The following is a 19,290-nucleotide window of genomic DNA, read 5'->3' as shown; positions in this document are numbered from 1 at the left end:
TCACCTTTTCGGGTGTGCGATTTCTTCAAACAGCTGGTCCGAAAGCGGCGGAACCTTGGCAGTCTCCACCTGGACCGCATTTCCGTTGGTTGAGATTTTCTTAAGCGCCACCGAGGCTCCGGATCGCCCCGTTCCTTTCCTGCTGAACCGGATCAGGAGTCCTGCGGCCCTCTCATGATCATCAACCGTGCCGCCCCGCAGAAGCCCGGAAGGCCCAGGCCAGTCAACGGTTTCCAGAACAAGATCGCCGGGTTCGCCAAGAGCGAGGATCTTCGAGTTTTCACCCTCATCACGCCCCATCACCAGCCAGCCTCCTCCAGGCAGATAATAATGCCTGCCGATCTGCAAGAGCCTTGCATCGGAAACCGAGACCGCCCGAGAACGCTGATAGAAGGCGGCAATCCGCGCGGCGAGTATCGGGTCCGTGAGCACACACCCTCCGGCCGGACTGGGAAAATCGGTGATTCCAAAAGAGGCGGCGAGTTCGATCTGCGGAGCCCGGGACCGGCCGGAAAATCCGTGCAGCCTTCCGCGATCAACCATGCCGATCCTTTCCGGCAGGGTTTCAGTCATGTTCCTGGCACACAGGGGCCGCAAAAGAAGATCTTCGCACCCGCTATCTCTTTCGATGACGCGCAGGGTGTCACGCCGTTGCGACATCGGTCTCTGCCCGAGAACCTCACCGGAAATAATAAATGAAGCGCCGATCTCATGCATCATCGCTCGAGATTCCGCAGCGAGAAGAATCTTGCAATCCACACAGGGGTTGAAATTTTTACCGTAACCGTGAGGCGGATTTCCGAGCATCGCCAAATACTTTCCACTCACGTCCCGCAGGAGAAGATCAATCCCATATTTCTCCCTGGTTTCAGCTGCATATTCTTTTTCCCGCGCCAGGAGCTCATAACCGAAAAAAGGGGTCACATAGCGTACGGCGATGACCTCAATACCCTGCTCCATAATGACCCGACACGACAAAATACTGTCGAGCCCCCCGGAAAAAAGGGCCAGGGCCCTGATATTGTCCCTGCTCATCTATTTTCTCACCCTTCGGGCATAAGTTTCGTACGAGCAGGCAAGCTGCTCAACTCAGCTTTATTCCTGCCAACCAGTTCTCGGGCGTAGGAAAGGGTTTGCTCGGTAACCGAATCGCCATCGAGCATCCTGGCGAGTTCGGCAACCCGCTGAGTGTCGTCAAGGACAGTAATGGTGGTGTGAGTTCTACCTTCCGCCACGGTTTTTCTGACCGTAAAATGCGCCCCAGCCCCCGAAGCGATCTGGGGAAGATGGGTGATGCAGAGTACCTGATGGTGGGCCGACAGTGCCCGGATTTTTCTGGCCACCGCCTCGGCTGTTTTCCCGCTGATCCCGGCATCAACTTCATCGAAGATAACCGTTTCAACCTGATCATGGCTGGCCAGGATGCTCTTCAGGGCGAGCATCAATCTGGACAATTCGCCGCCTGAAGCAACTTTTGCAACCGGCTTCAAAGGTTCACCCGGATTGGCCGTAAATACGAACTGCGGCCTGTCCCAACCACAGGCAGTTATCCCCGAAACCTCCTGCTCCTCGGGGGCGGTGAATTCCACCCTGAAATCAGCATTCTCAAGACAAAGCTCCTTCATCACCACGGTCACGGATTCGGCCAGCTTTACCGACTCGCTGCGTCTCGCCCGGGATAGCTCACGGCAACATGACAGCATACCCATTTCCGCCTTCTGCAGTTGTGCTCCCAGTTCGCCAATCCTTTCGTCAAGGTCGGTGATCCCCTGGAGTTCAGTTTCCGCCCGGGCGCCGAATGCGACAACCTCTTCAAGGGTCGGGCCGTACTTTCTTTTCAGTTTCTGCAGGAGATCGATCCTGGCGGTTACACCATCGAGTTCGTCCGGATCATCGCTCATGTTATCGAGATAATTCCGCAAACCGTGGGAGAGCTCCTCTATCTGGAAACTGTGATCAGCGAATTCCTCGGCAAGCTGTTGAATCCCCGGATCATGGGACGCCATCTGGGCAAGATCATTTCTCACCTCTGCCAGGGAATCGTTGACCTGACCGTCGAGAAGTTCATGACTCCTCCCCCCCAGAGTTCTCAGCACTTCGAATGCCCGAAGACGGTTCTTGAGCACCTCAAGCTCTTCGTCCTCGCCGGGACGGATCCCGGCATCGGTTATCTCCCGATACTGGAAGGAAAGAAAGTCCCGCCGCTGTTCCTTGTCCTTCTCAAGCGCCAGCAGCGAAGCGAGTTCTTTTTTGAGTTCCAGCCACTCTCCATATTTTTCCGCCATCGTATTGCGCAGCGGCATGAGCCCGCCGATAAGATCTATGAAATCAAGCTGGTAGGCTGGTGAGAGCAGGCGCTGGTGATCATGCTGGCTTGCGATACTGACCAGATTTTCCGCAATCTCCCCCACCACCTTGGCCGTTGCCAGACTGGAATTGATATAATAGCGACTGCTCCCTTTAGAAGATACAACCCTCTTCAGGATGACCTCCTCACTGCCTTCAAAACCGTTCCCGACGAGCAGATCGACAACCGGAGAACCTTCAGCACAAGAAAACAACGCTTCAACAACAGCGCTCTCCGCTCCGTTTCGCACCCACCCGCCAGCCGCTTTTTCGCCATAAAGCAGATTCACGGCCTGGAGAATAATGGATTTTCCGGCACCGGTCTCCCCGGTCATCACGGTCAGGCCATCACCAAATCCGATGTCGAGCGAGGAGATCAGGGCCAGATTTTTTATCTTCAATTCGATCAGCATGACTCTTCTATACCTCATTCATTAAAGATTGCAATATGCCATGATATTCCCAGAAAGCGATTCCTTTCAAAATGATGCGCGGCCCGGATACCGGGCGGATGAAGCGAATGGACAACGACTTTCAGGAATCATTACAGGAAGCGCAGGCAGGACGTTTCTTCAATCAGGTGATGCTTTTACGAAACTTGCGCGTTATAGTGAAAGAATGTGCAAATTCCCGGCAAAGTCCCTTCCAGCAGATGGCATCAATCGGCAAAGTCGCAACTCCATTCCGGCGAAAGGAAAAAACTTTTATAGCAGCAAGAACAACACAGCAGAGGCTCTACTTCAGTAAAAATGATCTCCCGATCCCGACATCCATACTTCCCGGCAGGATTCAGTTGCATCATTCTCGGGATTTTTCTGACCGTCATCCTTGCCGAGCCGCTATTGCTCGTTCCTCCGCAGGCATTCTCGGTTGGAGATGAACGCAAAGTCGGAGAAAAAATGATGAGTGAGGTCCGCAAAGCGTTCAAGCTCGTCGACGAACCCGACGTCGTTCAATACATCAGTGAACTCGGCCGCGAAGTTCTTAAAGTGGCCGGGCCCCAGTTCTTCGACTATCAGTTCTTCGTCATCGACGACAAGGAATTCAACGCCTTTGCAGCCCCTTCCGGGCTTATATTCATGCATTCCGGCCTCATAGATCACATGGATAACGAGGACGAACTGGTCGGTGTCCTCGCCCATGAATGCGCCCATGTCGCCAATCGGCATATCGCCGACCGGATCGACAAGGCCACCAAAGTCAATATCGGCACCGTGGCTCTTGTCCTGGCAGGAATCGCCATGGGAGGCGGCCCGATGTCGGAGGCGGTTATTGCGGGAGGCCTCGCGACCGGCGCCTCCATGAACCTTAAATTCAGCCGGGCAAATGAGGAAGAAGCCGACCGGATGGCTTTTACCTGGATGACTGCCATGGGAAGAGACCCCTGGGCCATGTTGAGCATGTTAAGCAAAATGCGCCGCATCTCGATTCTGAAAATGGGCAAGGTGCCACCCTACCTGCTTACCCATCCAGATCCGGCCATGAGGATGGGATATGTTCAGGACCTCCTCAGCAGTTCCGGAATAATAGAGACTGACAGGGGCAGAAAGGATTTTTCTTTTCACCGGATCCGCTACCGGATTTTGAGCACCATCAAATCCCCTGCGGAAATCATGCCCCGTCTCAGGCAGCAGATCAGACAGGGAAAAGACCCTTCTTTCATGGCCCATTACGGACTTGCCCTGGGAAGTCTTGAAGAGGGAAATTTCAGCAGCGCCGAGAAATACCTTCAGGAGGTCATCGACCATTATCCGGATAAACCTGTCCTGCTTGCTGACCTGGCGGTGATCTTCTCCCGCCAGGGAAACCATGCCAAAGCCTTGTCATTGCTGGAAGAGGCCCGCAAAGCAGACCGGGACGATGCATTCACCGGATATCATCTCGCCCGGACCCTGGAGCAGGAAGGCAAAATCGACCGGGCCATCGAACTGTACGAAGAGCTCCTGAGGCGCATCCCTGCATTCGGCCGCCTCCACTACCACCTGAGCCAGAATTACGCCACCAGGGGCCTGCTGGGAAAAAGCCATTACCACACCGGTGTTTTAAGCTTCCTTGAGGGGAACACCGAAAATGCGAAATATCATCTGAATGAGGCCATCAAGAAGTTACCCGCCGATGACCCTCTGAAGGTGAAAGCCAGGGAAATGCTCGGAAACGTCGAAAAACTTGAAAAGCTCTGATTGAAGCTCCCCTTGGCAGATAGGCGCTAGACTTCGAGCCACGGGGAATCTCCGTATGGAAGGTTGCTTGCATCAGATTCGCTCACTAACCCCGCAGCAGATAGCGAGCAGCGTGAGACTTCGAGCTGCGGGGAATGCGTTTCGCTGTGCATGTTCAATCTACCGCATCATCATCTTCTGAATGGCCATGATCGCTAGATCCCGCAGCAGCCTTGCCGATCGATATTGTTCTTCGGTTAACTCCGGCCGTCCGGCCAATCGGTCCATATAAATCATACCGATGGGTTTGTTGTTGATTGTCAAGGGCAACAGACAAACCCTCCTTCCCTTTACCAGCAGCCTCAGATTTTCAGGAAAAGCGCCCGGACTGTCCCCGGAAATGGTGACATCCTTTTTCCGGGCCAGACATTCAGACATCAGGTAGTCGGAAACCAGCGGATGGGTAAAACCGGCAACCTGCGACTGGGAGATGTCACCGAGCCCGAATCTGCCGACAAGGATCTTGTTCGCAGTCTTCAGGCTGACAATCGCCAGAATCACCCGGTCGAAACCGATCCCGCGGTAAAGCCCTTCCAGCAGGTTCAGATAGAAGTCGTTCAGCTTAAAATCCCCGGTCAGGGTTTCGGTGATCTCCCTGACAAAATCGTTCACTGACTTATCATTGCTGACCGGCAGCGGCGGCAGTTCTTTTTCCGCCAGCTCTTTCTTGTCGCCCCCCTCCTGCTTTTTCGGACCGGGAGGCGGCTCTCCCTTTTCCATGCCCCGCAAACGGCTTCTGATCTTCAGTTTCGCAAGCCCGAAGCGCATTGAATCCGAAACATCTTCAGAGGCTTCAATACTGCGGTCAATCATCTTGAATGCTTCCTCCTTGTCTATTCGGATGATTTGTCCATATCTGGCAAGGAGCGGCTCAAGATCCTGGCCGCAGCAGACCCGGTCAACGACCTTGTTGCTGAACGAAGCGATATTTTTCAGGACCAGCCGTTCATCATTGGCCGTACTTGGAACTTCCGGGTCGCTCTCCATGGATCCGACGACCTTCTCGGAAAGATTCCAGAATCTGGCCACTTCAATGCCGATGGTATCAAGATCAACTCCGTCCAGCACTTTTCGGGCAGCCTCTTTTTCAGAAACCCCGGTGGCGACCATGGCTTCGATTTCATAATATTTATCAGGAAGATACAGGCAGAGAATGATACGACCCAGATTATGAAAAAGAGAACAGATGAAGGCCTCTTCACTGGAGACCTTCATTTTCTTCTTTTCAACGATTTCTTTTGCCTGCAGGGCACTCAGAAAAGATTTGGTGAGCACCTTGGAAATCCCATCCTTGTCCACCCCGCTCTTGAGGAAATCCTCAAAGAGGGCAATGGCCATGGCCAGATCCCGCACGGCATCAAGACCCAGGACAGTCACCGCCCGCGAGATGGAAGTAACCCTCTGGCCCAATGAATAATAGGCAGAATTGACAACCTGGAGAACCTTGTTGGTCAACGAGTAGTCTTTGAGAATAGCCTTGGCAAGCTCGTTTGCGGCGCTCCTGCTGCTATGAGTGAGGGATATCAGCTCCCGGACATTATTGGACATGGCCGGCAATTCGCTCATATTGATTCTTGAGAAAATTTCCGCCAGCTGTTCCGATGGCTGCTGCCCGGTTTGGTCCGTCATATACCCCTTGTCAGGAAAAATCTGATGATGTTTATCTATGGATTCTTAAGGAAAGTCTATCACTGTAAAAGATGAGAACTCAAGAATAAAAACACCACGAGAACCAATGATCAGGGTCCAGATCATCCTTTCGCGAGATTGGCCAAAACGTTTTTGCTCTATTGAAGCTCCCCGCGGCAGATAGCAAACGGAGTGCGACTGCGAGTCACGGGAAACCTCCGTATGGAAGGTTACTTACATCAGATTCGCTCACTAACCCCGCAGCAGATAACGATCAGCGTGAGACTCCGGTAAGGGGAGCTCGAAGTCTTGCGCTTATCTGCGACACTCCGAGTCACTTTGCAGTCGTCTACCTCAAGCTGCGGGGAATGTGTTTCGCTCTGCATGTTCACAGAAGATCACGTTGCCTGCCAGTGATCTATGAAACCGGTCGGGCCTTATCACCCGGTAAACCACAACAGGCATAGAAAATTCATCTGGCGAAATAATTCCAACCGGCGCTTGAAACCTGAGATCATTTGTTTTTTTAATTAGTTTTTGCAGGTATTTTATGATAATTTTGAAAGAGGAAAGCGGGTCGCTGACCCAAGACAATTTTTATTTGCCCGAAGGAGTCAACAAACATGGATGAATGGGCCATACTGCTCAATAATCGGATCGTCAAACGTTTCACGATCAGCGAAGGCCAGAGCCTGACCATCGGCCGGGGAAGTGACGCGGATGTGCAGGTCGACAACACCGCTATCTCCCGACAGCACTCGTCTCTCGAACTGAAAGGCGGGACCTATTACATCACTGATCACTACAGCCTGAACGGTACCAAAGTGAACGGGGAAAGGATTGAGTCTGCGGTTCCGATCAACATGACCGATGTGATCGAAGTCGGCAAATTCCTACTCAAACCTACCGCCGGTCTCAATGCCGATGAGGTTTCGGCTTCCTCAGCCGCCAGCATGGACAACAACGATGAAACGATTTTTGTCAGCGGGAAATCAAAAAACATTTCCCAGCAGGTCGCCCGGGAAAATGAGCCAACCCTGACCGTTATCGAAGGAAAAGGATCCCCCGCCTCACTCTCGCTCAAGGGCCTCGACAGCATCAAGGTCGGAAAGGACCGGGGCTGCAACATCACTATCTCCGGCTGGTTTGTCGGAGGGACCCAGTTCTTCGTCAGCAGGCGCAAAGACGGCTTCCATATTATCCCTCAAGTCACCTGGGCAAAAACGCGGGTCAACGGCACCCCGATCACCTCCGAACAGCCCCTGAACCGGGGAGACATTATCATGGCCGGCAAGAACTCCATGAGATTTGAGTAGACTGCGACTGGAATAAAAGACCCCGGAAGGCGCTGCCTTGAAAAAGATTTCCCGTTTTTTCACCCGCTTCATTACACCACCTGAACGGGTTGGCGAAACGGCACAACCAGGAATTTTTCCTCCTTCGGACGACTCTTCCGAACCACCTTCGGTCTCCTGGAAAATCGGCGACACTGTTCTTGAGCGCTACCTGATCAGCGAGAAAGCGTCCGGCGCCATGGGTCACGTCTTCATCTGTGAGCACCTCGGCTGGGGAATCAAAATGGCCATCAAGGCCCCCCGCCCCGAACTCCTTGAAGACAGCGAAACAGCTGGCAGAATCCTCAAGGAAGCCGACGCCTGGATCAGGATGGGAATGCATCCGAACATTGCAACCTGTTATTATGTTCTCTCCTTCAACAGCATTCCCCATCTCTTTATCGAATATGTCAATGGCGGGAGCCTGAATCAGTGGATCCAATCGGGAAGACTCGGCGACCTGCGCAACATCCTCTCCCTGGCCGTCCAGTTCTGTCACGGCATGGAATTCACCCATTCCAAAGGGATCATTCACCGGGACATCAAACCCCAGAACATTCTGATCACCCAGGATTCGCTGCTGAAAATCACCGATTTCGGGATAGTTCTTGATCTTCAACGGTCCGGAGCAGCCGAAGAACCCTTATCCAAAAAAACTCAACCCGCCATTTCCGAAACCACCGAGGGATTCAGGGGGACCCCGGGTTATGCGTCACCGGAACAGTTTATAAATACCCATCTCGTTGACAAAAGGTCTGATATCTACTCTTTCGGCCTCTGCCTGTGGATGATGCTCTGCGGTACCAAACCCTTCGCCAGAAATGATATCGAATTGCCGATCCCTGAACCGGTCTCCGGCAACAGGAATTTTGAATTATCCGTTTCGCTCAAAAATATTCTGAAAAAATGCGTCGCCTATGATCCTGAGGAACGATTCGAGGATTTCTCAGTTCTGCGGCAGGAACTGACCGATGTCTACAGCGAGTTTTTCAGGGTCCCCTGCCCCTTTGCCAGGCTTGACGAAATCGACCTGCGAGCGGAAAGCCTCAACAATCATGCGGTCTCTCTCTTCGAACTGCACGATATCGAAGGCGCCGGCAGATACCTTCACAAAGCTCTGGAGCTGAACGACAATCTGATTGAAGCGATCTACAATCTGGCCCTCTACGGCTGGCGAAACCAGAAAACCGCTCCTTCACGCCTGATCAGATCCCTCGAGGCTGCCGACAAAAGGCTTGGTTCACCGAAAATCCTTTCTTCACTTGTTTCCGAACTCAAGAAATGGGCCAGATCACGGGGCAAAGGCGAAAACCCGCAATTCCCGGAGTTCAAACTATGCCTGCCCCCCAACTCGACCGAGGTCTACCGTGAAAACCAGCTGTTCCAGTCGGTACGCAACACCATTGAGAGCCATCTGAAAAACCGTCGGTTTCCTGAATGCGCACAAACCCTGATCACCACCTGGAAAAGCCGATATTTCATTAAAGACCGGTTCCTTTCCAGAACCTATGAAAACCTTCTGCAACAGGGAACAAAAGGGGCCATTGCCGGGATCCAGCGATTGAACACCCTTCCGGGGTCTGATGCACCGGTGATCTGTCTCGCCTGTGTTCCGGGCAGCAGAACCATTTTCTTTGTCACCCGAGACGGCAGTTTGCTCACCTGGGATCTCGGCCGAAAGACCAGGAAAGTTGTCAGGGAAAAGAGTTCCGCAATCTGTTGTATGGTATTGACCCCCAACGGCAGACATCTCGTCACTGGTTCGGCGAACGGGGAGATCACGCTGCTCCCGAACGAAAGCACGGCAAAGGAGATCACCATCGCCCACGACTCGCCGATCATGGCCATCGCCGTTGACGATATCTCGCAAAACATCGCGGCAGCCTGTCAAAATGGCGCGATTCATCTCTATTCAATTGAAAATGGACGGCCGCTCAAAACCTTCCATCAGGAGCAGGGAGTCACCTCCCTGCTTTTTCTGAACGACACCTCTTCTCTTGCTGCAGGCAGCAGTAATGGTACACTCAGTTTCTGGCAGCCTCCCTTCCAACAGAGCACGCGGGAGATTTCCGGCCACTCGGCCCCGGTCCTGTCACTCAGCAAAAACCCGGGCAGCCGTTATTTTCTTTCGACCGGCGGAGATGCTTTACTCTGTACCGTAGAAACCGTTACCGGCAGAATAATCAGGTCCAGTGAACTGGGCGAACGACACCCGGCTAACACCCTTCTCCTGGATGACAACCGAAACGCGATCACCGGAGGAGAGAACGATATCATCGAGGTTCTTGATCTGAAGGATGGGAAATCCACCTTCAGCCTCGATGCCCGGGGAGACGGGATCTGCTGTCTGGCCAGGGGGCCACGGCCCCATATATTCATGGCGGGCTGCCGGAATGGGAAAATCGTTCTGGTCACGCTTGTCAATGAACTCTCTTTCCCCTGAACTGCCGTAAAAACCAACCGTCACCCTGTGCGGTTTCAATCCGGCGGGAAAGAGCCTGCAAACAAATTTGATTGCGAAGCGCAGCGCTTCAGCAAAGGGAAATATTTCTCGAAGTTTGGAAAATTAACAGGTAGAGTAATCTGACTAACAGGCACATACGCCCCAAAAAAAAAGCCGTGGCCGACTCCCCGGAGAATGCCGGGGCAGCACACTCTTGAAAATATGCTCAACTTCCTGAAAAGTTTCTTCCGCCACCCTGAAATGCCGCTGATCTCCAGCGGAAAGACCGACATCGGTCAGGTGAGAAAAAACAACGAAGACAACTTCGGCATCGACACCAACAGCAATCTGTTCATCGTTGCCGACGGCATGGGGGGCCATAATGCCGGAGAGGTTGCCAGCCGCCTCTCCGTCGAAACAATCCGGAATCACTTCTCAAAAAAAACCCTGAATTCCATCCGGGGCAACAGCCAGGAAATACGGCATGCGATGATCAGCAGTTTTCAGTTCGCCAACGACATGGTGATGAAAATGGCCGTTGAAAATGAAAATCTGCACGGTATGGGCTGCACGCTGGTCCTGGGCCTGGTTGATAGCGATGCTCTGCACACCTGTCATGTCGGCGATGCCCGATGCTACATCGCTTCCGGGAACGGCCTGCAGCAGCTGACCACCGATCACACTACCCTGGTGGAACTGCAAAAAGAATTCGGCAGTGATCATGACTTCCTTGAAACACTGCCGACCAGAAATGTCGTGACCCGGGTGATCGGCTACCCGTTCCCCGAACCACCTGAGTACAATTCGGCCAGGATCTCCGAAAACGACCGCATTCTCTTCTGTTCTGATGGCCTGTGGTCAATGGTTGACGACCAGATGATATACAACACCCTGATCTCGTCTGAAACCCCTGAAGATGCAGTGACCCAGCTGCTGAAGTACGCCAATGACGCCGGTGGTACCGACAACATCACCGGAGTAGCGGTCTTCGTCCGACAACCGGTGTGAAGATTCCACCCACACTTTCATTACTCCAGGTTTAAGGCACTCTATTTTCCCGATCCGAAAAACACAGGTTTCGACAGGACTCCGGGAAAAATTCCCCGCAAAAACACCCCCTTTTCAGGTTAAATCCATAAGCAGGACCGGCCAGCACAATCCATATATTCGACATTTCAAACAAAACTACAACAAGTTACACAATTATCAAGAATACACTAATCCAGCTCTTGAGAATTGACTTTTTTTTACATCCATGTTTTTATTGACTCGTTTTGATATTGTCAGGGGTGAATCTTGTTAATCTTATCGGCAGGCTTTGAGCATGGATCCTAAGTTACATTTCATTATTGCCAGTGAACAGGGTCAGGCAAAATCCTTCGTCATATCAAAAGGGCTGCTGAAAAACAGCCTGCTTACCCTGCTGGTCGTCTTTCTTGTTTCCACCGCTGCAGGGATCAAATACTCCATCGAAAACTTCAGTCTCAAGAACAACATAAACGACCTCCAGGAAAATGTTTCCACTCTCAATACCGAGAACAAGCATTTTCAGGACCAGGTCCATTTTCTGGAAGAAAAAAACAAGGCTCAGTTGACCGGCGCCTATGGGGAACTCAATCAGAGAAGCCAGGTCATTGATTCGATTCTTTCAACTCTCGATATTGTTCCTGCCTCCGATGAACCATCCAAGGCAGGAGAAGACAGCGGTGGTCCTTTCACAAGTGTTCTTGACAAGTCATGTGAAACCCTGATCATGAAGGTCGATCACGATATCAAAACCATTCGCCCTCTTCCACTCGGCTACCCGATTCAGGCAAAACGCATGTCATCAGGATACGGCAGAAGAGCTGACCCCTTAAATGGCGAAACCGCATACCATGACGGGGTTGACCTCAGCGGCGAGCGCGGCACCGAAGTCAGAGCTACCGCCGATGGTCTGGTTATCGAACGAGGGTACAACCCAACCTATGGCTGGTATGTAAAAATCGACCATGGCAACCGTTTCTCGACCATGTATGCCCATAATCAGAAGATCCTGGTCCGAAAAAACGATTTCATAGAACGCGGTCAGGTTGTTTCGCTGGTGGGAAATACCGGCAGAAGCACCGGCCCGCACCTCCATTACGAAATCAGATACAATGACCAGCCTGTGAATCCGATGAAGTTCATGAACATCAACAGACTGATATCTCTCAAAGTTGGTTGATCAGCAACCGCAAATCCAGGCAACATCCATGTCTCTTTTTAACAGCAAAAACAAAGGCGGACTCTTGAATAATTCGGATGCCATCACTTCCATCATCGGCACGGATATGACGATCATCGGCGACCTGACTTTCAACAGTAAAGTCAGAATCGACGGTAATGTCGAAGGCAATATCACCGGTGAATATCTCATTCTCAGTGAGTCAGGAAACATCACCGGCGATATCGACGCCGACACTGTGGTCTGCCATGGTCAGATCGACGGCAATCTCAGGGTGAACAAAGTCTACCTGAAAAAAGACGGCGTCATTAACGGTCGCCTTGAAACCTCGGACCTCTCTGTTGAATCGGGCGGGGTACTGAATGGTGAAATAAAATCACAGGTAACCAGCAGAAGCGTCAAGCTTCTGCAGACGAGCGGTGCCGAGGACAAAAAGAAATCGGAAACCCCTTCGCCTCACCCGTTACCACACACCCAGAGCGCCTGAGCGCCGGGAAACACACATCCTGCATCATTCCGGCGGATCACTCCCCTGAGCTGCTTTACCTGCGTGGTGCCGAAAAAGCTTTTTCCGGTGAAACTCCCTTCCTTTGAACTTTCATTCCATTTCTGCTAGATTTGATTTTTCCCTCGGCAGTTTGATGAACAGCATAAGAATTTGCGCTGCAGGGTCATCGCCCCATAATGGGGGACACATTTCGCTTACCCTATAATCAACTAAATCCATGAAAGAACAGACAATGGACAAGATGGCGGGCCACATACCTCTTGCTGAAAGAATGCGCCCCGAAAACCTGGACGATTTCATCGGCCAGGGACATCTTCTCGGCCCCGACAAACTCCTGCGCCGCCTGATCGGCCACGGGAAAATCCCTTCCCTCATGCTCTGGGGGCCTCCCGGAGTCGGCAAAACCACTCTCGCCCATATTCTCGCCAGGTCGTGCGGGGCAAACTTTGTGTTTTTCTCGGCCGTTCTCTCCGGCATCAAAGAAGTGCGGGAAATTGTCGGCCAGGCCAAGGCACTCCTCAATGACAAAGGGCCGAACACCATCCTCTTTGTCGACGAGATCCACCGGTTCAACAAATCACAGCAGGATGCCTTTCTTCCCCATGTCGAGAGCGGCCTGTTGACCATCATCGGGGCCACCACCGAAAACCCATCGTTCCAGATCATCGCCCCCCTGCTCTCACGCTGCCAGGTCCTGGTGCTGAATCCGTTAACCCCGGAAGAGATCCGGAAAGTAATCGTCCGCACCCTCACCGATACCGACAGAGGGCTCGGAAACCAGGAAATAATTCTCTCCGATGAGGCCATGGACCATCTGGTCAGACAATCCGATGGAGATGCCAGAAGCGCTCTGAACAGCCTGGACATCGCACTCTCCATTACCGAACCTGACCCCGAGGGTCGCTTGCTGGTCGATATCTCCACCATCGAAGAAGCGATCCAACACCGCAGTCTCAGATACGACGCCAATGGCGAAGAACACTACAACCTTATTTCCGCCCTTCACAAAAGTCTGCGTGACAGCGACCCGGACGGCGCCCTCTACTGGCTCTGTCGAATGCTCGCCTCGGGTGAAGAACCTCTGTATATCGCCCGGCGGCTGATCAGGTTCGCCTCCGAAGATGTCGGCAATGCCGACCCGCTTGCCCTTACCCTGACCATCAGTGCCCGTGACAGCTTCCAGACCCTCGGAACCCCGGAAGGCGAACTCGCTCTTGCCCAGGCGGTCATCTACCTGGCAACCGCCCCCAAAAGCAACGCCACCTACATGGCCTATAACAAGGTGATGGACGAAATCAGGCGTACCGGCTCCCTGCCGGTGCCGCTGCACATTCGCAACGCACCCACGAAACTCATGAAAACCCTTGGCTACGGCGAGGGATACAAGTACGCCCACGACCATGAGGGAGGTGTGGTTTTCCAGGAACATCTGCCAGAAGAACTCTCCGGCAGAAAATTTTATCATCCCACCAACCGCGGCCACGAAGCGATCATCGCCGACCGACTGGCCAAATGGCAGAAGATTCTGAGCCAGCAGGCTGCCGAACAATCCGGAAAGAAAAGGAGAGTGAATTGACCATGTATTCCAGCACTACAAGTTATTTCGGGAGATCGCACCTCTTCCTCACCACCCTGGTGATGATGCTGATTCTTTTTTCTTGGTCAATGCGGCCTGGGCTGCTCAAGGCCCAATCCGCTCAATTCCTCGTCCTTTACTCAAACGATGTCCATGGCGAAACCGAACCCTGCGGCTGAAAAAGCAAGCAATTGGGCGGTCTGTCCAAGAAAGCATTTCAGTACAACAAGCTCCGCAAGGAAACAGCCCTGCCCTCCCTGACCCTCGATGCCGGAGGGCTCCTGTTCAGCAGCCCCCTTGTATCGACAAATCTCCTTGACCAGGGGAAAATAACCGCCGAGGGCATTGCCGAGTCCTACAGTTTAATGGGCTATGACGGGGTCGGCATTACCGGCAGAGATCTGGCGGCCGGTCTCGATTTCCTTCAGGATATCGAGAAAAAATCCACCTTCTCTTGGCTGAGCGCCAACATCATCAGCAACAAAAACGGCAAACCCGTTTTCAAACCCTTCATCACAATCGAGGCAGGCTCGCAACATGCCATTATCATCGGTCTCACCCAGGGTGACCCCTACAGCAAAAAATCAGTTGGACCGGACAATGCCATTATTTCCTGGGATTCCGCCCTGCCCGCTGTTTTCTCATCTATCAAAGATCCCGGCAACTTCATTGTTCTGCTCACCGATCTTCCGCTGGAGACCTGCAAGGAGATCACAAAAAACTATCCCGACATCAATCTGATCATCAGGGCCACCGGAACCGGCAACAACCTTGCTCCCGAACTGATCGCCGAAAAAACCCTCCTCACCGCCACCGGCAAGCAGGGAAAATACATCGGTGCCATGAAGATTGATTGGGAGAACAACACCATCTGGGACACCGATCCCCGGAAAAAACTCATTGAGAAACATCGCGAACTCGAACGGCTCGACTGGCAGATCAACCGCTACCAGAACCGGCCGGAACTGCTGAGCAGATACCGGGCCCTGGAGGAGCAGCGGGTAAAGATCCGGACGGAAGTTGATGCATTGAAACATGAAATTGAAAAGGAGCCGCCTACCGGAATCAGAAAATCCACATTCAGCAACCAGTTTATCGCCATCGACAAGATCCTGCCCGATGACCCCAAAGTTCTGGAGGTAGTCAACAACATCAAACTCGCCACCAGTGATCGTGCGAAAAACGGCACTGAGGCGGGCATTAACAATTCTTTCACCGCCTACACCGGCTGGCGGAAATGCGGCGAGTGCCACCAGAGCCAGCTCAGAACCTGGCAGAACAGCAGACACGCAAGGGCCTACTTGACCCTGATCAGTAAAAACCAGCAATTCAACCGGCAATGTGTTTTCTGCCATGTTACCGGGATGACCAAAGATGCCGCCGCCAATGCCCCGGGACTGCCCCCGGAACTCCAGCATGTTGGTTGCGAGTCTTGCCACGGACCCGGTACCGCCCACGCCAACGCCCCGACGGACAAAAAACTTTTACCGGTTACAGCAAAAACCTGCGCCCAGTGCCATGTGCCGGATCATGATGACGACTTCAACTTCAAACGCGACCTCGACAAGCTCCACTGCTCAACGGCGATACCCGAAAAAAGCTGAAGACACTCATGCAAAAAAAAAGCCCCGGACATATTGTCCGGGGCTTTTTTATTTCACTGATTATGTATATGTAAAAGTTTCTTAGCAACCAAAAGCTTTCTGCAGGGGCGGTACAGTCTGTTTTTTACGGCTCATCATTCCGTCAACCCACATTGACTGACCTTTTACTTTGGAGTTGAAGGCTTTCTCGATCAGAGCAGGATCATCAGAAACAACCATCAGATCTGTTCCTTCCTTCACAACATCGGTCAGCATGAAAAGTACTGAATGACGACCCTCAGCCTTCACTTCCTTAACTGCCTTGAACAGATTGTCACGGATATCAGCAACCTGATCCAGACTGGCAAGCTCGATCTGGCCGATACCAACTTTTTTGCCGTTCATGTCGAAATCTTTGTAGTCCCGGAAGAGAAGATCTTTGATCGGCACTCCGGCAACTGAAGATTTGGCCTTCAGCATTTCCATGAACAGCGCGTCCTGATCTTTAACACCGGTCACTTTAAGAAGTTCGGCCACGGCTGCTTTGTCGGCAGGAGTACAGGTTGGAGATTTGAAATTGACGGTATCGCTCAGAATGGCGCAGAGCATGGCGCCTGCGATATTTTTAGGAAGATCAACTTTGTTGTTTTTGTACATCTCAAAAAGAACGGTGCAGGTACAGCCAACTGGTTTGGCATAGAAAAAGATCGGGCCGTTTGTGGTGATGTCACCAATCTTGTGGTGGTCGACAATGCCGACAACGTTGGCGCTGCCGATATTCGCCGGAGCCTGTCCAATATCGCTGAAATCTACAAGGGCAACATCTTTTCCGGCAGCATCCATCAAGGTTTGGGGAGCGGCAAGGCCAAATTTCTCCAGAACAACCTTGGATTCCGGGTTCAGATCGGCTGCAGCAATCTGCATACAGGCAACCGCATCCGTTCCGGTGGCCTTCAGGTAGTTGGCATAAGAAATCGCCGCTGCAACGGAATCAGTATCCGGGTTGGAATGTCCGACAACATTTACACTCATGGTTCATTTCCTCCAGTAAATTTGTTTCTCAAAATAACAATTAATAAAAGACTGACCTGAATCTGATAAAAACCCGGCCGATAATCTTTACAACGCTCCTGTTGAAGAATAACAGACAATAAGAAACTCTCTCTCCCTCGAAGGTATCGAACACAGCCGTAATGCATAGCCTGACCGATTAAAAAAGTGGGATTTTAGTGCTAATACCGACTTCAGTCAAGGAGAAAATACGTATTCACCAAATTGAAATAAACCATCGGAATAATGTACAAGTTTCCTGACCAAATATACTTCGATGACTGCATCAACCGGCTGACCTATCCCGGCAAAAATCCTCCGGACGAGCTTTCTCCCAAGCTTGTCAATCCATGCTTGAAGCTCCCTGCGGTAATTTTTTTTTAGATTTCCATCAATGCTTTATTAATGATATAAATATTAGTAGTGGAAAGTTGCTCGGATTCCATCCCGCTCAAGATCTAAAATATTCAATCCGGATTGAGAAGATCATGGCTGATGAAAAAATCACAGACCAGGAAACTCCTGCTGCAGATAAAGCTGAGTTGAGCAGCTCGTCTGCTCGTACCGATATGCGAACTTGTGAGACATCGAGACTTATACCCGAAGGGTGCAAAGATGCTGTCGACTCCGGCGCCGGGAAAAAATTATCCGGCAACAGACCGAAAGTACTCCTCGCTGAAGACAACCCGGTGATCAGGAAAAGCCTGCACAACTTCCTCGACAAATGGGGATATGAAGGGATTGAAGCGGAAACCGGTGATGATGCGGTCAAAATTCTTGACGAGCATCCGGACTTAAGATTATCAATACTCGACTGGAACCTGCCGGGACTGAGCGGCATGCAGGTCTGCCAGAGGATCAGAAGCCGCCCTGCAGGAAAATACATTTATATCATCATGTTCAGCGCCAGAAAATCCATTGAAGAGCAGATCATGGCCCTCGACGGGGGAGCTGACGACTATCTTGTGAAACCGAGCAAACCTGCGGTGCTCCGAGCCCGGTTGGACGTCGGCAGACGTATAATAGAACTGGCCTTGAGCGGGAAAAACTGACTCCAGATAACGATGCCCTGCTTTCCACCAGCTAAAGCGGCATGCGACAAGCATACTCTTTCCTAAAACCCTTCCCTTCTATCTCTCGCCATGCCTGATTTAAAACAAACCAGGGGTGTCCTTTTTGATCTTGACGGTACTCTGGTCGACAGTCTTGAAGACCTCGCCGACTCAATGAACGAAGTTCTGACCGCCCGAGGGTTCCCGACCCATCCCGTGGACTCCTACCGGTATCATGTTGGCGACGGCCTGATGAAGCTCGTGACCCGGACCCTACCGGCCGTCCACTCCGCAGACGCAACCCTGGTTGAAGCATGTATGGAGGAAATGCGCCTCATATATAATGGAAGATGGAACCGAAAAAGCAGGTTGTATGAAGGAATCCCGGAACTATTGAATTATCTGGCCGGTGAGAGGATCCGCCTCGCCATTTTTTCAAACAAGCCGGACAATTTCACCAGGGCTTTTTATGAGCATTTCCTGCAGCAGTGGGAATTCAACTCCGTGATCGGGGCCACAGAACTCTTACCCCTGAAACCAGATCCCGCCGGGGCGATCAAGAGCGCCGAAAACCTTGCCTTACCGGCGGAGAGCGTTCTCTACCTCGGTGATACCGCAACCGACATGCAAACCGCTAAAGGAGCTGGCATGGTCGCCGTTGGTGTTCTCTGGGGGTTCAGAGACCGGGACGAACTGCTTGAACATGGTGCGGATTATATCATCAGTCATCCACAAGATCTGATCCCCCTCATCGGGCGACGAACAACTCTGTCCGCTTTATGAGATCTGGAGCAACGACATCTGAGACAGAGAGAACCGCATTATGATGAAGAAAGCCTTTCGGACTCTTTTTTCTTTCGGATGGTGCAGGCCCGTTCAAAGGCTTTTTTCTTGCCATGCCGTGAAATCGAGACCGAGGTCTTGCCCTGCTTGCCTTCCTTGTTGACCCAGCTGACTTCATAACGGTGCAGCTTGTCATTCAGCCTGACCCCCACAACACCAGTTGAGGTGTTGCTGACGGTCACCACATGTTTGTCGGTCCGCTGCTTGCCAAGTTCGGCTTCTTTTTTATCACGCCATGACAGCGCTGCGAGAAGGCTCGAATAACGACCGCCGTTCTTTTTGTCTGAAAAAAACTTTGAGTGGGTCTTGCCAAGAAACCTCACCCGCACATACCAGCCATGAGTCCTCTTTGACTCCTGGTCGATCCTTGCTACATCCTTGTGTTTTTCAAGCAGTATTTTCTTTGACATTTGCTGGCTCCTTGTTTAAAGAAAAGCCCCGATTGGAATAATCAACGGGACAGTGGGGGCACCCTCATGACCGCTACAACGTTTTGATATC

At 52.0% G+C, this 19,290-nt stretch carries 17 protein-coding genes; 12 read left to right on the top strand and 5 right to left on the bottom strand.

The genetic code is table 11. From position 1 onward, the window contains the following. The gene (locus tag KKG35_11270; GenBank protein ID MBU1738707.1) at positions 1-1,035 is read right to left on the bottom strand and encodes a thiamine biosynthesis protein; all 1,035 of its coding nucleotides are present in this window, start codon (positions 1,033-1,035) and stop codon (positions 1-3) included. Between the two features lie 8 nt (positions 1,036-1,043). Further along, a complete protein-coding gene (recN, locus tag KKG35_11265) occupies positions 1,044-2,759 on the bottom strand; it encodes a DNA repair protein RecN (GenBank protein ID MBU1738706.1) in 1,716 nt (571 codons plus the stop codon). Positions 2,760-2,866: 107 nt separating this feature from the next. Here recN and KKG35_11260 point away from each other — a divergent pair, with 107 nt between their 5' ends. Continuing rightward, positions 2,867-3,226 (top strand): hypothetical protein, encoded by a 360-nt coding sequence (locus KKG35_11260; GenBank protein MBU1738705.1) that lies wholly within the window; start codon positions 2,867-2,869, stop codon positions 3,224-3,226. Between the two features lie 19 nt (positions 3,227-3,245). After that, positions 3,246-4,526 carry a M48 family metalloprotease gene (locus KKG35_11255; protein ID MBU1738704.1) on the top strand — a complete coding sequence of 427 codons (1,281 nt, stop codon included), beginning with the start codon at positions 3,246-3,248 and terminating at the stop codon, positions 4,524-4,526. Positions 4,527-4,685: 159 nt separating this feature from the next. Here the strand turns inward: KKG35_11255 and KKG35_11250 are convergent, their stop codons facing one another. Then, complete coding sequence (locus KKG35_11250) at positions 4,686-6,194, bottom strand: HDOD domain-containing protein (GenBank protein ID MBU1738703.1); 1,509 nt, start codon at positions 6,192-6,194, stop codon at positions 4,686-4,688. Positions 6,195-6,817: 623 nt separating this feature from the next. Between KKG35_11250 and KKG35_11245 the strand changes: the two genes are divergently transcribed. The 8 genes from KKG35_11245 to KKG35_11210 all read left to right on the top strand — a co-directional run bounded on the left by KKG35_11245 (position 6,818) and on the right by KKG35_11210 (position 15,865). Then, on the top strand, positions 6,818-7,510 hold the full coding sequence (locus tag KKG35_11245; protein ID MBU1738702.1) for an FHA domain-containing protein: 693 nt from the start codon (positions 6,818-6,820) through the stop codon (positions 7,508-7,510). A gap of 37 nt (positions 7,511-7,547) precedes the next feature. Further along, entirely contained in the window at positions 7,548-9,971 is a 2,424-nt protein-coding gene (locus tag KKG35_11240) for a protein kinase (protein MBU1738701.1), read from the top strand. Between the two features lie 195 nt (positions 9,972-10,166). Then, the gene (locus KKG35_11235; protein ID MBU1738700.1) at positions 10,167-10,979 is read left to right on the top strand and encodes a protein phosphatase 2C domain-containing protein; all 813 of its coding nucleotides are present in this window, start codon (positions 10,167-10,169) and stop codon (positions 10,977-10,979) included. A gap of 316 nt (positions 10,980-11,295) precedes the next feature. After that, positions 11,296-12,177, top strand: a complete 882-nt coding sequence (locus KKG35_11230; protein ID MBU1738699.1) for a M23 family metallopeptidase — start codon at positions 11,296-11,298, stop codon at positions 12,175-12,177. Positions 12,178-12,241: 64 nt separating this feature from the next. After that, positions 12,242-12,664, top strand: coding sequence for a polymer-forming cytoskeletal protein (locus KKG35_11225; protein MBU1738698.1), 423 nt, complete (start codon positions 12,242-12,244; stop codon positions 12,662-12,664). Positions 12,665-12,902: 238 nt separating this feature from the next. Then, positions 12,903-14,261 (top strand): replication-associated recombination protein A, encoded by a 1,359-nt coding sequence (locus KKG35_11220; protein MBU1738697.1) that lies wholly within the window; start codon positions 12,903-12,905, stop codon positions 14,259-14,261. Beyond that, positions 14,258-14,440, top strand: a complete 183-nt coding sequence (locus KKG35_11215) for a hypothetical protein (GenBank protein ID MBU1738696.1) — start codon at positions 14,258-14,260, stop codon at positions 14,438-14,440. The genes KKG35_11220 and KKG35_11215 overlap by 4 nt, the downstream gene beginning before the upstream one ends. Positions 14,441-14,452: 12 nt before the next feature. Further along, on the top strand, positions 14,453-15,865 hold the full coding sequence (locus tag KKG35_11210) for a hypothetical protein (GenBank protein ID MBU1738695.1): 1,413 nt from the start codon (positions 14,453-14,455) through the stop codon (positions 15,863-15,865). Between the two features lie 81 nt (positions 15,866-15,946). Here KKG35_11210 and KKG35_11205 read toward each other — a convergent pair whose 3' ends face one another. Further along, positions 15,947-16,876: a manganese-dependent inorganic pyrophosphatase gene (locus KKG35_11205; protein ID MBU1738694.1), complete on the bottom strand. Its 930-nt coding sequence runs from the start codon at positions 16,874-16,876 to the stop codon at positions 15,947-15,949. 587 nt (positions 16,877-17,463) lie between these two features. Here KKG35_11205 and KKG35_11200 point away from each other — a divergent pair. After that, positions 17,464-17,946: a response regulator transcription factor gene (locus KKG35_11200; GenBank protein ID MBU1738693.1), complete on the top strand. Its 483-nt coding sequence runs from the start codon at positions 17,464-17,466 to the stop codon at positions 17,944-17,946. A gap of 90 nt (positions 17,947-18,036) precedes the next feature. Continuing rightward, positions 18,037-18,729 (top strand): HAD family hydrolase, encoded by a 693-nt coding sequence (locus KKG35_11195; protein ID MBU1738692.1) that lies wholly within the window; start codon positions 18,037-18,039, stop codon positions 18,727-18,729. Between the two features lie 38 nt (positions 18,730-18,767). On the opposite strand, the gene KKG35_11190 is transcribed toward KKG35_11195, so the two are convergent. Further along, positions 18,768-19,199 (bottom strand): AP2 domain-containing protein, encoded by a 432-nt coding sequence (locus tag KKG35_11190; GenBank protein ID MBU1738691.1) that lies wholly within the window; start codon positions 19,197-19,199, stop codon positions 18,768-18,770. Positions 19,200-19,290: the final 91 nt, after the last annotated feature.

The organism is Pseudomonadota bacterium (genome assembly GCA_018823285.1).
GTDB lineage: Bacteria > Desulfobacterota > Desulfobulbia > Desulfobulbales > JAGXFP01 > JAHJIQ01.
This window is presented reverse-complemented; position numbering and strand designations above follow the sequence as displayed.